At 54.1% G+C, this 16,073-nt stretch carries 15 protein-coding genes; 4 read left to right on the top strand and 11 right to left on the bottom strand.

The features are described 5' to 3' along the window. Positions 1-38: 38 nt before the first annotated feature. Both DG177_RS10365 and DG177_RS10360 read right to left on the bottom strand, forming a co-directional pair. Complete coding sequence (locus DG177_RS10365) at positions 39-1,043, bottom strand: nitronate monooxygenase (RefSeq protein WP_108811409.1); 1,005 nt, start codon at positions 1,041-1,043, stop codon at positions 39-41. A gap of 3 nt (positions 1,044-1,046) precedes the next feature. Continuing rightward, positions 1,047-2,312: an aspartate kinase gene (locus DG177_RS10360; protein WP_108811408.1), complete on the bottom strand. Its 1,266-nt coding sequence runs from the start codon at positions 2,310-2,312 to the stop codon at positions 1,047-1,049. A 71-nt stretch (positions 2,313-2,383) separates the two neighbouring features. Between DG177_RS10360 and ubiG the strand changes: the two genes are divergently transcribed. The 3 genes from ubiG to DG177_RS10345 are packed head-to-tail and all read left to right on the top strand — an operon-like array spanning position 2,384 to position 4,204. After that, positions 2,384-3,145, top strand: coding sequence for a bifunctional 2-polyprenyl-6-hydroxyphenol methylase/3-demethylubiquinol 3-O-methyltransferase UbiG (ubiG, locus tag DG177_RS10355; RefSeq protein WP_108811407.1), 762 nt, complete (start codon positions 2,384-2,386; stop codon positions 3,143-3,145). Continuing rightward, positions 3,142-3,606: a GNAT family N-acetyltransferase gene (locus DG177_RS10350; RefSeq protein ID WP_337658726.1), complete on the top strand. Its 465-nt coding sequence runs from the start codon at positions 3,142-3,144 to the stop codon at positions 3,604-3,606. The genes ubiG and DG177_RS10350 overlap by 4 nt, the downstream gene beginning before the upstream one ends. Position 3,607: 1 nt before the next feature. Further along, entirely contained in the window at positions 3,608-4,204 is a 597-nt protein-coding gene (locus DG177_RS10345; protein ID WP_108811405.1) for a YdeI/OmpD-associated family protein, read from the top strand. Positions 4,205-4,220: 16 nt separating this feature from the next. Here DG177_RS10345 and DG177_RS10340 read toward each other — a convergent pair whose 3' ends face one another. From DG177_RS10340 to DG177_RS10305, 8 genes are all read right to left on the bottom strand, one after another. Further along, a complete protein-coding gene (locus tag DG177_RS10340; RefSeq protein ID WP_108812918.1) occupies positions 4,221-4,607 on the bottom strand; it encodes a DUF3224 domain-containing protein in 387 nt (128 codons plus the stop codon). Positions 4,608-4,684: 77 nt separating this feature from the next. Further along, positions 4,685-5,356: a glutathione S-transferase N-terminal domain-containing protein gene (locus DG177_RS10335; RefSeq protein WP_108811404.1), complete on the bottom strand. Its 672-nt coding sequence runs from the start codon at positions 5,354-5,356 to the stop codon at positions 4,685-4,687. Between the two features lie 100 nt (positions 5,357-5,456). Next, positions 5,457-5,894 carry a hypothetical protein gene (locus DG177_RS10330; protein WP_108811403.1) on the bottom strand — a complete coding sequence of 146 codons (438 nt, stop codon included), beginning with the start codon at positions 5,892-5,894 and terminating at the stop codon, positions 5,457-5,459. A 126-nt stretch (positions 5,895-6,020) separates the two neighbouring features. Then, a complete protein-coding gene (locus DG177_RS10325; protein WP_108811402.1) occupies positions 6,021-6,356 on the bottom strand; it encodes a VOC family protein in 336 nt (111 codons plus the stop codon). Positions 6,357-6,527: 171 nt separating this feature from the next. Further along, the gene (locus tag DG177_RS10320) at positions 6,528-7,052 is read right to left on the bottom strand and encodes a GNAT family N-acetyltransferase (protein WP_337658725.1); all 525 of its coding nucleotides are present in this window, start codon (positions 7,050-7,052) and stop codon (positions 6,528-6,530) included. A gap of 10 nt (positions 7,053-7,062) precedes the next feature. Continuing rightward, positions 7,063-11,586, bottom strand: coding sequence for a glutamate synthase large subunit (gltB, locus tag DG177_RS10315; protein WP_108811401.1), 4,524 nt, complete (start codon positions 11,584-11,586; stop codon positions 7,063-7,065). 47 nt (positions 11,587-11,633) lie between these two features. Beyond that, on the bottom strand, positions 11,634-12,521 hold the full coding sequence (locus tag DG177_RS10310) for a DUF2059 domain-containing protein (RefSeq protein WP_108811400.1): 888 nt from the start codon (positions 12,519-12,521) through the stop codon (positions 11,634-11,636). Between the two features lie 34 nt (positions 12,522-12,555). Beyond that, positions 12,556-13,983 (bottom strand): FAD-dependent oxidoreductase, encoded by a 1,428-nt coding sequence (locus DG177_RS10305; RefSeq protein WP_108812916.1) that lies wholly within the window; start codon positions 13,981-13,983, stop codon positions 12,556-12,558. 301 nt (positions 13,984-14,284) lie between these two features. On the opposite strand from DG177_RS10305, the gene DG177_RS10300 reads away from it, so the two are divergent. Further along, positions 14,285-15,079 (top strand): undecaprenyl-diphosphate phosphatase, encoded by a 795-nt coding sequence (locus DG177_RS10300; protein WP_108811399.1) that lies wholly within the window; start codon positions 14,285-14,287, stop codon positions 15,077-15,079. A 12-nt stretch (positions 15,080-15,091) separates the two neighbouring features. Here DG177_RS10300 and DG177_RS10295 read toward each other — a convergent pair whose 3' ends face one another. Beyond that, positions 15,092-16,039: an NAD-dependent epimerase/dehydratase family protein gene (locus tag DG177_RS10295; RefSeq protein ID WP_108811398.1), complete on the bottom strand. Its 948-nt coding sequence runs from the start codon at positions 16,037-16,039 to the stop codon at positions 15,092-15,094. Positions 16,040-16,073 lie beyond the last annotated feature (34 nt).

Below are 16,073 nucleotides of genomic sequence, written 5' to 3'. Positions count from 1 at the left end.
CTGAAACCCAGCACCGCTCGCTCTGAGCGCGCTAAATTTTACCGAGCCAGTGCCGTTTCCGCTTCTTCCGTCAGCGCCTTGATAATATCCGCGACGCTTTCCTCCGCCTTGACCATACCAACCGATTGCCCGGCCATGACGCTCCCGTTTTCGACATCACCGTCAATCACCGCCTTGCGTAATGCGCCAGCCCAAAAATGTTCGATCTGCAATTGCGCCTCGCCCATTTCAATGTCTCCCGCATCGAGCAGCTTTGCCACTTCAATCTGTTTGCGGGTAAATTCTTCGGTGCCTTTGTTTTTCAGCGCGCGCACAGGAATGACAGGCAGGCGAGGGTCTACTTGCACGCTGGTCACGGCATCACGGGCATTACCGCGCATGAACGCTTTCTTGAAATCGGGATGGGCGATGGATTCATGGGCGCAGACAAAGCGCGTGCCCAGTTGAACGCCGCTGGCACCCATTTCGAGATAGGCGCCAATCATATCACCGGTACCAATACCGCCAGCAACAAAGACCGGCAGTTGATCGGCAATTTCGGGCAGGATTTCCTGTGCGAGGACTGAGGTCGAAACCGGTCCGATATGTCCACCCGCTTCCATGCCCTCAATAACAATGGCGTCCACACCGGAGCGGATGAATTTCTTTGCCAGCGCCATCGCCGGAGCAAAGCAGATCACCTTTGCGCCGATTTCCTTGATCGCTTCAAGGCTGCCCTTGGGCGGCAGACCGCCAGCGAGCACGACATGGCTGACGTCATGATTGCCGCAGACTTCGATAAGCTTCATCAGATCGGGATGCATGGTGATCAGGTTGACGCCAAACGGTTTGCTTGTGCGCTTCTTGGTTTCGGCAATTTCTGTATCCAGCAATTCCGGCGTCATCGCGCCGCAGGCAATGACGCCAAAGCCGCCAGCATTGGAAATGGCGCTAACCAGATTGCGTTCGGATACCCAGCTCATCGCGCCGCACATGATCGCGGTTTCGCTGCCAAGCAGGTCGGTGCCGCGTTTCATCAACGCGGAGAGTTTGGATTGAGTCATAAGTTAAGCTGCATCCTCTGCATCCAGGCCATAAGCGGTGTGAAGCACCCTGAGCGCCAGTTCGGTATAATCTTCCTCGATCAAAACACTGACCTTAATCTCCGATGTTGTAATCGCCTGAATATTGACGCCGCGATCGGCCAGTGACTTGAACATGGTCGAGGCGACACCGGCATGGCTTTTCATGCCAACGCCGACGACCGAGATTTTCGCGACATTCGTATCCGAGATCAGCCGGTTATAGCCGATGCTTTCCTTGGCTGTTTCAAGCACTTGCATGGTCCGGTCGAGGTCGCTGGTCGGCGCAGTGAAGGTCACATCGGTTTCGCCTTTTTCGCGGCCGACATTCTGAATGATCATATCGACATTGATCGCGGCTTCGGCCAGCGGTTCAAATATATTGGCCACGGCACCAGGTTTATCTGGCACGCGGGTCAGGGTGATTTTGGATTCATTCTTGTCATGGGCAATGCCGGTGATCAGTTGACGCTCCATATCCTCTTTCTCCATTTCACTTTCGCTGACGATCATCGTTCCCGGCAGATCATCAGCACTTGGTGCGCCATCTTCGGTGAAGGATGACAATACCTGAATGCGCACATTTTCTTTCATTGCCAGACCAACCGAGCGGGTTTGCAACACTTTCGCTCCGACGCTTGCCAGCTCCAGCATTTCTTCAAAAGTTACCGTTTTCAGTTTACGTGCGCGGGTTACAATGCGCGGGTCGGTCGTGTAAACGCCGTCCACGTCTGTATAGATATCGCAACGATCGGCCTTGACCGCTGCGGCAATTGCGACAGCACTGGTATCGGAACCGCCGCGGCCAAGCGTGGTGATCCGGCCATCCTGGCTAATGCCCTGAAAGCCCGGAATGATAGCAATTTCACCGCTTTGCATGGAGGCAGTCAGGTCATCCGCGTCAATGGTTTCAATCCGCGCCTTGCTGTGTGACTCGATCGTGCGGATCGGCATTTGCCAGCCCAGCCAGCTGCGCGCCTTCGCACCCAGCGATTGCAAAGCGATGGCCAGCAGACCCGATGTCACCTGTTCGCCACTTGCCACCACCACATCATATTCGGCAGCATCATATAGCGAGCTGGCTTCGCGGCAGAAATTGACCAGCCGGTCGGTATCGCCAGCCATTGCCGAAACAACCACCGCGACTTCATGACCGGCGTCGGATTGCTGTTTCACAATCTGTGCAACCCGTCGGATACGTTCAATCCCCGCCATGGACGTGCCGCCAAATTTCATCACTATGCGTGCCATGATGCCTGTTATCTGTCTTTCTGTTGAAAAAGGGTCTGAACGAGACGCGCGGGCTGTGATAAAGAGACGTTATGACAAACGCAAGCACCAGCAAGAGTTCGGTTTCAGGCGCAACCAAAAGCACGATAAACCCAGAAGAAGCGGCGCATTTTGGCGCTTTAGCGGCCGACTGGTGGGACCCGGACGGATCGTCCGCCATGCTCCATCGGCTCAATCCGGTGCGGCTCGGCTATATCCGGGAGGCAATCGACCTGCATTTCGGCACAGAGGCAAGCAATCTGAGACCTTTGGCGGGCAAGCGCGTGCTGGATGTTGGCTGCGGTGCTGGACTGGTTTGCGAACCTTTGGCCCGGATGGGTGCATCAGTGATCGGGCTGGATGCAGCGCCGGAAAATATTGCTGCGGCCAAAGCGCACGCGGAACCCCAGCGGCTCGATATTGACTATCGCAATATCGGGATCGAGACTTTCGGCGAAAGCGGGTTTGATTTGGTAACCTCGCTTGAGGTCATCGAACATGTAGATGATCCGGATATGTTTGTGGCCGGACTGGCAAATGCGCTGACGCCGGATGGCTTGATGATAGTCTCCACGCCCAATCGCACCGCGATGTCGAAACTGATGCTCGTCGATCTGGCGGAAATGACCGGGCGCATTCCCAAGGGGACGCATCATCATGATCAGTTTTTTACTCCGGGCGAGCTCGAGGAGTTACTGGGACAGGCTGGCCTGCAGGTAATTGACACGACCGGCCTGTCCTATAGCCCTTCGCATGGGTTCGCCTTGTCCGACAATCTGGCGCTCAATTATCTAATGACGGTGAAATGGCGATGAGCGCTTCCGTTCGACCCTATCTCACGACCGATAAAGAGGCCTGCCTCGCTTTGTTTGACAGCAACGTACCGCGTTATTTTGATTCAAGTGAACGCACCGGCTTTGCCGATTTTCTGGATGGACCGAACGGCGATTATTTTGTGATTGAGCCTGGCGATGAAATCTGCGGGTGCGGTGGTTTTGCTGCGGGAGATCGTGGGCAGGCGCATTTTACCTGGGGCATGGTGGATAATGATCGTCATGGTTCTGGACTTGGCCGAATGCTCGCGGAATATCGCCTGCATGCAATTGAATCATCAGGTCAGTTTCAGGAGGTCGAGCTGTTCACGACACCTCAAATTGTGCCGTTCTTCGCAAAATTTGGTTTTGCAAAAGAAGGCGTCGAGAAAGATGGCTTTGCGCCAAATATGGACAAGGTGCAGATGATCAAAAAACTGAACCTCACGACGCAGGGCCCTTAGGATGGCAAACCGGGATGGGCGCATTGATGACTATATTGATGAGGCACAGGAATTTGCCAGACCGATATTGTTGCATCTTCGCGCATTGGTGCATCAAGCCCGGCCGGATATCGAAGAGGCGATGAAGTGGAGCATGCCGTTTTTCACATTGGGCGGCAAGAACCTATGCAACATGGCCGCTTTCAAAGAACATACTGCATTTGGTTTCTGGGAAAGTCTGGGGGTTGAAACGCCCAAGTCCGGAGAGGCCATGGGTCATTTTGGACGCATAGAGTCCCTAGAGGATTTGCCAGCGGATCAGGAATTGATTGAGATGATCATCTCGGTTGCAAAACGGCTGGAGGCGGCCGGTGTGCCGAAAGCTAAAGTTGCCAGATCAAAGTCGGTGAAAGTTCCCACGGTGCCTGACGATTTGGCCGATGCGATGACAAGCAATTTGGCGGCGCAAAAATGTTATGATGATTTTGCGCCTGGACAAAAGCGCGACTATATTGAGTGGATAACCGAAGCCAAGCGGGAAGACACGCGGCAGCGTCGGATCGCCCAAGCCGTTGAATGGATGGCCGAAGGCAAGGATCGCCACTGGAAATATCGTTAGGATTGTCGGCGAATAGTCAGCCTTCCGGCAAACTATAGTCAATCGTGTAGCTATGATTTCCATCGACATTTTGGATGTCCATGGTTCCGCTTATCCCACTAAGTGCGCCGGTTCCGCTATCGGGCACGATAATGATAGTCAGATCCTGACTATCTTTGGTCATGGTTCCACGATGGGTAACGATGAAACTGCCCTGTTTGCCGTTGAGCGAGCCCGTGATGGTTTCCAATGCGACATAGACACGTGCGCCGGTGGCTTCATTGCCGCCAGCCATCATCTGGCCAGTGCTGGTTCCTACAAAGTCACCGGTGAAGCTTTTGGTCAAAGCCATACGGGCCGGGCTCTCGCCTTCGCCTGATACTGGTTTCAACTCGACTTCAAACGCGCCACTGGCTTTTATCATTGTTGCATCCTTTGCGATTGCCGGACTTGAAAGGCACAAGACCGCTGACATGGCAATCAGGTGCCGTCCGAGTGGCATTAAAAGTCCACCTTCTCATAGTGAGCCGGAGGGCTGATGACTTCCATGCGTTCCGACAATAGTGGCCGGAAAGAGGGCCGCGATTTGAACATCGCATACCAGGCTTTGGTTTGTTGATGCCCGGCCCAGTCTATCCCGCCGAGATAATCCGCGACCGATATTTGTGCTGCTGCGGTCAAGTCAGCCAGACTCATGGTCGCGCCAGCGAGCCAGCTGCGATGGTCGATTAGATAATCGATATAATCGAGATGCACATTGGCCCGCCGCATGGCTTCGCGCAGCACCTTGGCATCAGGTGGCTGACGATGAACAATGCGCTTGTGCATGCGTTCATAAAGCAGCGGTGCGGTTACATCTCCGTAAAATTGCTCGTCGAACCAGGCAACGAGCCGGCGGATCTCGGCCCGGTTGGTGGCGGTTCCGTTGATCATCGGCGTCTTTTCGACCGTTTCTTCAATATATTCGCAGATTGCGACGCTATCGATGAGAATAATGTCCCGCTGATCATGCCGCATGACCGGTGTGCGGCCTGCCGGGTTCATATCGAGAAACTGGTCACGCTGTTCCCATGGCGATTCGCGGACGAGCTCATAGCCGACCGATTTTTCGCCCATAAGCAGGCGAACTTTGCGCGAAAACGGACAAAGAGGAAATTGGAATAACTGCCACATATTGTTGCTGTTAATCGGGTTTGTGTCGTGGGGGAAGGGGCTTGATGCGTTAAACCGTCAATAGACGGTCAGCTGACATGAAATGGGCTAGCGCGAGGCCCTATTCGACATCCTCCATTCGGCGTTTCATTCTTTCACCCATGGCTTTGAGCTGGGGAAGCAATGCGCCAAATTCGCTCGCCATGATACCCATCATGGCTGTGCCTTTCCGCATCTTGTCTTCCATCTCTGCATTGAAATTGGGATTGTCGCGTGCGGCGAGATCACCCAATGTCGCGTCAGGATCGATGCGGGAAAATGCCTCTTGGTCATCCATGCCTTCGGGCACGGCTTTCTCCATCGCAGCCGCAAATTGGCCGATAGGGAGGTCCATCATCGCGGTCATGAAGCCAGACATTACCGACACCATATTGTCCTGAAACGCTGGATCATTGAACTTCTCAATCATTTCTGATTCAGATGCCTGATCTTGGGCGGAGGCCGGTGCGGCAAGACTCAGCGATACTGCTAAAAGGGGAAGGGCAAGAAAATGTCGCATAAGAGCCTCCTGGATAATTATCGTTAGACTCCGTCTAACAGCCTGCATCTGAGCCAAAGCTGAACCCAGGGGGATCCAATGGACGGCCAATGTAAACAGTTGTAACTCCGCAAAAAGCTAGCAGGTTCAACCCGGTTTATAGATGGCCAGACGGTTCCCGGAAGGATCAAGACATTCAAAACGTCGGCCACCGGGATAGGCAAAAATCTCTTGAACAATTTTGCCGCCGGCCGCTTTCACCTGCGCCAGCGCCGCTTCCAAATCATCACTTTCAAATGTCGGCATCGGCGCGGCAGGCTCTTCACCGGTCGCCAGCCCAATTTGCACCGGCCCGCCTTCGACTGCGGCATATTCGGGACCATAATCGGTAAAGGCAAAGCCAAAGGCCTTTTCGTAAAAGGCCTTGCTCGCACCGAGATTGGTTGCTTTCATTTCCATATAATTGGGCGTGATTTTGGGCATGACGTGGGTTCCTCTTGATGGAGAAGCAGATTTCGGTGTGCAGGAGACAAGGCCGGTAAGCCCAAGCAGGCCTATCCCCGCCACTACATCGCGCCGATCTGTCATCAATCAAGCATAGCAGAAGACAAGATCAAAACAAGAACATAGGGGTGGGGCTTGCAATGTTTTGGGTTAGTCAAATCTCGGGTGGTCGCTACGCCGCTCCAAAGATATCACGTCGCGCCATTGGCCAGCCAAAGAACCAAAGCCCATTTTACCGATCCGGTTCCGACGACCCAAGACTTTGAAACCCGCCTTTTTATGCAGGCTTATGCTTGCTTCATTCTCAGGAAAAATCCCTGCGGTCAGTGTCCATATGCCTTGCTCTTCGGAAGCAGAGATGATCGCCTGCAGAAGCGCCAGGCCAATCCCCATGCCCTTGAACTTTGTACTGATATAGACGCTTTCTTCAGCAACTCCCGCGTAGACGCAGCGTGATGAGGTGGGACTTAACGCCGCCCAACCTGCCAGCTCTGTGTTTACAAAAGCACCGAGACGGGGCGTTTGCAGATGACTCTCGTTCCACTGATCCCAGCTGGGAGCTCGCTCTTGAAATGTTGCGTGACCGGTATCCATGCCTTGCTGATAGATATCGAGGATATCATCAGCATTAGCTGCTGTGAGGTTTTCAACAACAAAATCTGATACAGGCATCATTTCAGACTATTTACTCCGCCGCAACGACAGCATCCCCATCTGATAGCGGATGATCCAACCGATCGACCATTTCCTTTGGACAAACCTGCCAGAAGCGAGTCCGCCAGCGATCCCAGTCGCGCAAAATTGTCTCGGACCAATTGCTGTCCGTGGTCCGATGATGCGCTTCGATCAGGGATTTGAGATGCTGTTCCCAATAGTCACTGTCGAGCCGCTGCCAGATGATGCTTTCGGGATTGGCGTGCTTTTCGAAGTCGCGGTCGAGATCGAGGATGAAGGCCATGCCCCCGGTCATGCCCGCACCGAAATTATTGCCAACCGCACCAAGGATCACGGCATTGCCGCCGGTCATGTACTCACAGCCATTGGCGCCGCAGCCTTCGACGACAACATCAGCGCCGGAATTGCGGACAGCAAACCGCTCGCCGGCCTGACCGGCCGCAAAAAGCTGGCCGGAGGTCGCGCCATAAAGCACGGTGTTCCCGATAATCGTATTGTCCTTTGAATCCAGTGGGGAGCTGACCATCGGACGAACGACAATCTTGCCGCCAGACAGGCCTTTGCCGACATAGTCATTGGCATCGCCAAAGACTTCCAGGGTGATACCCTGGCACAGGAACGCACCCAGAGATTGCCCGGCACTGCCGCGCAGACGGACATGGACATGATCCTCGTTTAGCGCGGTCATGCCATATCTGGCCGTAACCTCTGCCGAGAATCTCGTGCCAACCGCACGGTGAGTATTGCGCACCGTATAAGTGAGCTGCATCTTTTCACGCCGTTCAAATACCGGCTGCGCATCCGCGATCATCTGTGCATCGAGACTGTCCGGCACTTCATTGCGATGGGTAGGCAGGTTGAACGTACGCTCGGTATCGGGCGCGTCCACTTTCGCAAGGATCGGGTTCAGGTCGAGATCATCAAGATGCTCGGCCCCGCGGCTAACCTGACGCAGCAATTCGGTGCGGCCGATGACTTCCTCGAGCGACCGGTAGCCAAGGCGTGCCAGTATCTCGCGCACTTCTTCGGCCATATAGGTCATCAGATTGATTACTTTTTCCGGTGTGCCGGTAAACTTCTCGCGCAGTTTTTCATCCTGCACACAGACGCCGACCGGACAGGTATTGCTGTGGCATTGCCGGACCATGATGCAGCCCATGGCGACGAGGCTCAGCGTTCCAAGACCAAATTCCTCCGCGCCCAGAATTGCGGCGATCACAATATCGCGTCCGGTTTTCAGGCCGCCGTCGGTGCGCAATTTCACGCGGTGCCGCAGACCGTTGAGGGTTAGCACCTGGTTGGCTTCGGTCAGGCCCATTTCCCAAGGCGTGCCGGCAAATTTGATACTCGTTTGCGGCGATGCGCCGGTCCCGCCGGTATTACCGGAAATCAGAATGACATCAGCATGGGCCTTGGCAACGCCCGCTGCGATTGTCCCGATGCCGGCAGCAGATACCAGCTTGACGCAAACCCGCGCTTTTGGATTGATTTGCTTGAGATCATAGATCAGCTGGGCGAGATCTTCGATCGAATAGATGTCATGATGCGGTGGAGGGCTGATCAGCGTGACACCCGGTGTCGAATGACGCAGCTTGGCGATAAATTCGGTGACCTTGAATCCTGGCAATTGGCCGCCTTCTCCAGGCTTGGCACCCTGCGCCACCTTGATCTCAACCTCTTCACAGGCACCCAGATATTCCGCTGTTACACCAAAGCGGCCTGACGCGACTTGCTTGATCGGACTGGAGGCATTGTCGCCATTCTCAAATGGCGTATAGCGGCGTTTCTCTTCCCCGCCTTCTCCGGATACGGATTTCGCACCGATACGGTTCATCGCAATAGCAAGCGTTTCATGGGCTTCCGGGCTGAGCGCGCCAAGAGACATTCCGGGTGTGTTGAAACGTTTGCGAATTTCGGTAATCGCCTCAACCTCATCGATCGGAATTGGTTCCGGCGCGTAGTTAAATTCCATCAGGTCGCGCAGATAAACCGGTTCCAGTTCACGAACACCTTGCGAAAACTGCAGGTAGGAAGAGTAGCTGTCATGCGCCACCGCGCTTTGCAGCAAGTGCATCAGATGGGCGCTATAGGCATGGGCTTCGCCGCCATCGCGCTGCTTGTAGAATCCGCCTACCGGCAGGCGCACCACGGCCGCCTCAAAAGCGGCCTCATGTTTTTCCTGCGCATTGATAAACAGCGATGCATAGCCTTCGCCGGATATTTTCGTCGGCATGCCGGGGAACAGGTCATTGCACAACGCGCGCGACAGACCCACGGCTTCAAAATTATAACCGCCGCGATAACTGGAAATTACCGCAATGCCCATTTTCGACATGATCTTCAGCAAGCCTTCGTCGACAGCCTTTTTGTGGCGGGCGATGCACTCGTCGAGCGTCAGCCCGTCAAACAGTCCGCGCGCATGACGGTCTGCAATGGCCGCTTCAGACAGATAGGCATTGACCGTGGTCGCACCGACACCGATGAGAACGGCATAGCAATGGGTATCGAGACATTCGGCAGCCCGTACATTGACCGAAGCATAAGCGCGCAGACCTTTGCGCACCAGATGGGTGTGCACAGCGGCGGTTGCGATAACCATTGAAATGGCCATATTGTCTTCATCAATATTGTCGTCCGTCAGGAAAATCTCAGTCTTTCCCTGACGCACGGCCTGTTCGGCTTCATCACGAATCCGTGCCAGTGCATCGCGCAGTGTAATCGCGCCTCCGGTTGTTGACATGGTGCAATCAATCACCGCGACGGCGTCACCGAAACTGTCTTTCAGCCGTTCCCAGGCACCACAGCTCAAAACCGGACTGTCGAGCACCAGAACATTTTCGTTCTGGCTGTCCTTCTCCAATATGTTGGCAAGATTTGAAAAACGCGTGCGCAGGCTCATCACATGGCGCTCGCGCAAGCTGTCGATCGGCGGGTTGGTAACTTGCGAAAAATTCTGCCGAAAAAAATGACTGACTTGGCGCGGTTTCAGACTGATCACCGCAAGCGGTGTGTCGTCACCCATGGAACCGATAGCTTCTTTGGCATCTTCAACCATCGGCGCAAGGATGACTTCCATATCCTCAAGCGTATGGCCGGCAGCAGTCTGGCGGCGGATGAGTTCTTCCTTGGAGAAATTCATACCTGCATTGGCCGGTGCCGGGGGCAGGTCATCCATGGTCTGAAAACCCTTCACCAGCTCGGCATAAGGTTCTTCGGACGCGATTTGATCCTTGATGGCCTTGTCAGTGAAGACAATACCTTCATCCAGATCGACCGCGATCATCTGGCCCGGGCCAAGGCGACCCTTGTCGATAATCTGGCTTTCGGGGACGACAACCATACCGGTTTCCGATCCAATGATCAGCAGATTATCAGAAGTTTTATTGTAGCGCAGTGGTCGCAGCGCATTGCGATCCACTCCAGCCACTGCCCATCGGCCATCGGTCATGGCCAGCGCCGCTGGACCATCCCATGGCTCCATGACACTTGCCATATATTCATACATGGCTTTGTGATTAGCGGGCATCTCCGCTTCATTCTGCCAAGCTTCGGGAACGAGCATCAACTTTGCCGTCGGTGCATCGCGGCCAGAGCGGCAGATGGTTTCAAACACCGCATCCAGCGCAGCAGTATCTGAAGCGCCAGCAGGGATCACGGGCTTGATATCTTCGGAATGATCACCAAAAGCGAGGCTCGCCATTTTGATCTCGTGACTTTTCATCCAGTTTTTATTGCCCCGGATCGTGTTGACTTCACCATTATGGGCAAGCGTCCGGAACGGCTGGGCCAGCCACCATTGGGGGAATGTATTGGTCGAATAGCGCTGATGGAAGATCGCAACGCGACTTTCAAAACGCTCGTCGGTCAGGTCCGGATAAAAGACGGACAATGATTCCGCGAGGAACAGACCCTTATAGATGATCGAGCGACAGGACAGGCTGCAGACATAGAAATCGTGAATTTGTGCCGCTACCACCTTCTTCTCGATCCGACGGCGAATGAGATAGAGGTTTTTTTCAAACTCCTGTGCACTCTGGCGATCCGGCAGCGGACCGGCGATCATGATCTGCTCAATCTCCGGACGGGTATTTTGCGCCTTCACACCGATGACGGACACGTCGACGGGCACTTGCCGCCAGCCATAAATCTTGTAACCCGCTTCGATAATCTCGGCTTCAACAATTGTCCGGCAGGTTTCCTGTGCACTGAGGTCCGTGCGCGGCAGGAAAATCATGCCCACGGCCAGTCGGTTAGGCATGACTTTATGGCCGCTATCGGCAATCGCATCGTCAAAGAAACGCTCGGGCAAATCAACATGCAACCCGGCCCCGTCACCAGTCATGCCATCGGCATCTACCGCTCCGCGATGCCAAACCGCTTTCAATGCATCAATTGCCGAGGATACGACCCGCCGTGACGGTTTGCCATCGGTTGCCGCAACCAGACCGACACCGCAGGCATCGGACTCAAATTCGGGCCGATACATGCCGGTTTCGGCAAGGCGTTTGTGCTCGGGCGTTGGGTAGTATGTCATTATTTTTTCACTTCAGTTAAGGGAAACAACCGGAACGACGTCGCGGTCTATTTCTTTTCAGCCATTTTTGCCTTGGCATTTTTTTGCGCCTGTTCCAGCGCCTCATAATATTTTTCAAACGCGGTATCGGAATCGGTACTGAGTTTGTTGACCAGTTCCCGATCTTCAGCCGACCAGTTATCGGGGTCTTCCCAATTTGTTCCATCGTCAGAATTTTCGCTGCTTTCGATAATATTCTCGACAGAGCCGAAAGGGTCGTTCCCGGTCACCTTTACGGATGGCAGATGGGCGGTGGCTTCCTCGACCTTCTTCATAATCTCGGGCATCGCCTGCATCATCTCTGGGACCATGGTCATCATCGATTGCATCATTTCCGGATCGACAAAGACCATCATATAGTCCCGTGCGAAGGCGCTGCCGGTATCGGTGGCGAAAAATCCGTTCATTTCGGTGAGTTGGCCGACGGAAAATTTGCGGGCATATATGTTAGTCAGCGCTCCGCGAACCGCTGGCTCCATACCGATCATCAGGTCTACCATTTCGTCCATGATCACCTTGGTCGAGATTTGCGTCCGCTCTTGGTAGTGCGGGTCCATTTCGGTTGCCATCTCGGCCAGTGTCTTGTCACCTAGTCCATCCGGGATATCACCGCGAGAGACACCGCCAGCGCCGGCCAGATCACCCATGCGCATATTGCCCATACTAGCCATCATTTGACTCATCATCTGGTCCATCGTGCCCTTCATCATCCGCTCGTAGGTGCCGAGAGGAAAGAGATAGTCGACGGTTTTCTTAGCGGCTTCCAAACGCACCGGATCGATAGGCTGTGCTTCGGTTTCAGCGGCAGCTGTCGTTGCATCCGTATCTTGTGCGGCGGCAGGAACACTGAAGGCCAAGGCGAATGAACTCACGGTAATCGCAAAGAAATTTTTCATTATGTACTCCGAACTGAGTGATCAAAAGAGGGGATTAAGCGGCCTGTTTCTCCGCCTTTGCTTTTTCACGCAAAAATTTGTGCATATGCTCGGTCACATCGCGACCGTCCCGGATACCCCATACCACAAGGCTTGCTCCGCGAACAATATCTCCCGCCGCGAAAACACCGTCGAGATTGGTCATCATGCTCTTGTGATCGACTCGCAAAGTACCCCAGCGGGTCACGCTGAGATCGGGGCAGTCGAACAGGCTGGGCAGCTCTTCGGCGTCAAAGCCCAGGGCCTTGATTACCAGATCGGCCTCCAGCGTAAAATCACTGTCGGGCTGTACCTCTGGCGCGCGGCGGCCGCTCGCATCGGGCGCACCCAGACGCATCTTGGTCGCTTTCACGGCTGTCGCATGGTTGGTGCCTTCCACCGCCTTCGGTGCGGAGAGCCACACAAATTCCACGCCTTCCTCTTCGGCATTTTTCACTTCATTCTGGGATCCGGGCATGTTGCTGCGGTCACGGCGATAGAGGCATTTTACCGATTTTGCGCCTTGCCGCACCGAGGTGCGGACGCAGTCCATGGCGGTATCACCGCCACCGATGACAACGACATTTTTGCCTTCAGCGTTGAAGCGGCCATTGTCAAAATCCGGGACATCATCGCCAAAGCTTTTGCGGTTGGAGGCCGTAAGAAAAGCCAGCGCTTCCTCAACGCCCGGCGCGCCGACACCTGGCATTTTAATTTCGCGGGCTTTGTACACGCCAGTGGCGATCAATATGGCGTCATGCTTGTCGCGCAGTTTATCCAAGGTGGCGTCCTTGCCGACTTCAAAATTCTCATGGAAATGAATTCCACCATCCTTCAACCGCTGAATCCGCCGCATGATGACATCCTTTTCCAGCTTGAAGCCGGGAATACCATATGTCAGCAACCCACCGGCGCGGTCATGGCGATCATATATATGAACGTCATAGCCAGCGACGCGCAAATATTCGCCAGCGGTCAGGCCCGCCGGACCGGCGCCGATAATACCAACGGACTGGCCACGCGATTTTCCAGCGACTAGCGGTTCAACCCAACCTTCTTCCCAGGCGGTGTCGGTTATATATTTCTCCACCGCGCCAATGGTTACGGCACCGTGACCGGAAAACTCGATCACGCAATTGCCTTCGCATAATCGATCCTGTGGGCAGATCCGTCCGCAAATCTCTGGCATAGTTGATGTCAGATTCGACATTTCATAGGCTTCACGCACCCGGCCTTCAGCGGTCAGACGCAGCCAGTCCGGAATGTGATTGTGCAACGGACAGTGGGTCGAACAATAAGGCACACCGCATTGCGAGCAGCGAGCGGCCTGTTCCGCAGCCTTTTCTGGTGCATAACGGTCGGCAATCTCCTGAAAATCCTCGGAACGAAGGGTTGGTTCACGCTTTTCGGGATAAGTTTGTCCTGTATTGACAAATTTCAACATGTCTAATTTTTTCGTGCCTTTTGGCATGCAGGTTGCTCGTTTCTTGTATTTTTCGATTAAGGTGAGCCAGCCGTCGTGAGCGGGCGTTGGGCTGGCGATAGTCGAAAAGCTGAGCAGAGTCACGAAAAAATGCATATATAAGGCAGCAATACTGACCTATATAACATGTTTCGCTAATTTTAGCGCCCATTCTCCGGCAAAGGATATTGATAAAAGTCTCATACCGGACCTAAAATCATCAACGACAAAACGAGATGGCGCCCCTATAAGTGCATTTCCTTCAGTCGATCCGGATCCCATCATGACATTCATTCAAATGCTGCTCCTCGCCGTAGTGCAAGGCGTTACCGAATTTTTGCCAATTTCGTCGTCCGGACATCTTATATTGCTCCCTGTTTTTACTGGCTATGCTGATCAGGGGCCGATGATAGACATTGCAGTTCATGTTGGTTCCCTGCTTGCGATCATCACTTATTTTTTCAAGGATGTGGTTGCGCTTGGCAGGGGCGGTTTTGCCACAATAGGTATTGGCAAGGCGGATGCTGAAAGGCGTTTGCTCTGGTGGATCGTCATCGGAACAATTCCCGCTGTAGTCGTCGGGCTCTTTCTGAAAACCGGCGGCTATCTAGAAGGCTTCCGCAGCACAACACTGGTTGGCATCAACCTGATTATCTACGGGGTGCTTCTTGGTGTTGCTGACCGGATTGGGCGGCAGGTGAAATCTTTTGAAGACATGACGCTAAAGGATGGGCTTATCGTTGGTCTTGCCCAGGCCCTGGCGTTGATTCCGGGTACCAGTCGATCAGGCGTCACGATGACCGCAGCCCGGTTTTTGGGTTACAGCCGCGTCGAATCAGCGCGCTTTTCTTTCCTGCTGTCAATTCCAGCCGTTGCTGGAGCTGGCATCTTGATAGTGCCGGACTTGCTGGAAGCTAGCGGCGAGCTGCTCAAGGAGGCACTGATCACCGGAGCGCTAACCTTCGTTGCTGCCTTTGCAACGATGACATTTCTGATGCAATTCCTGCGGAAGGCATCGATGATGGTGTTTGTTGTCTACCGCGTTGCGATGGGTGCCGCACTGCTTATCTGGTTCTAGAACTGGTCTGAACTAACTCGCTTTTGCGCGGGCACCGAACCGACCATGAGCAATATATTTTTCCATCCATCCACGCGCGACGGAGGCCAGCGGTGTCGGTGTAACACCAAATGCCTCTAGCCCAGCATGGCCATCGGAAACGACATTGTCCTTTTGCAGCATCCTATACTGATCGGATGTAATCGGGGCGCCTGGCAAAAAGCCGGTGCAGGTTGCCATGATTTTCGCCGCAAAATCTGGAATTTCGACAAATCCGCGATCACGTTTCGTCATCTTTGCGATCCGCCGATTCAGATCACCCATGCTAATAATCTCTGGGCCACCCAGCTCAAATATCTGGCCCGCATATTGTTCCGGACTTTCAATGGACTTCGCTACAGCCTGCGCAATGTCACCCACAAAGATTGGCTGAAAATTGGTGCCGCCGCCAATAATTGGTACGATCGGCATCATTTTGATCATGCTGGCAAAGCGGTTGATAAACTGATCCTCACGGCCAAACACGATCGACGGCCGCATCACGATGGCGTTCGGAAAGGCGGTCAGCACGGCTTCCTCTGCTTCACCCTTGCTGCGGCCATAGCGGGACGGTGAATCTGTATCCGCTCCGATAGCGGACATCTGAACCAGCGTACCGCATCCTTCCAAAGAAGCTGCTTCGGCGATATTGCGGGCTCCGGTTACATGTACTGTTTCAAAATCTCCATCCAATATGCCCACCAGATTAATGACCGCATCACAACCATGTACAGCGCGGAGAACACTCTGCTTTTTGGTGACGTCGGCGCTTGCAAACTGGGTTTGCCCCAGATTGCCCAGCGGCTTGATATGCATGGCATTTTTGGGATCTCGTTCGGCTATCCGGACCCGGGCTCCGTGCGATAAAAGCTGCTGCGCAATATAACGGCCCAGAAAACCGCCACCGCCAAAAATGCAAATCAATTGTCCGTCGAGTGCCATAGTCAAATGTCCGTTTCCCATGCGAAGTTATGTG

Origin of the sequence: Sphingorhabdus sp. Alg231-15 (genome assembly GCF_900149705.1) — a bacterium.
Taxonomy (GTDB): domain Bacteria; phylum Pseudomonadota; class Alphaproteobacteria; order Sphingomonadales; family Sphingomonadaceae; genus Parasphingorhabdus.
The sequence above is the reverse complement of the archived record's forward strand: the minus strand, read 5'-3'. Positions and strand labels throughout refer to the sequence as shown.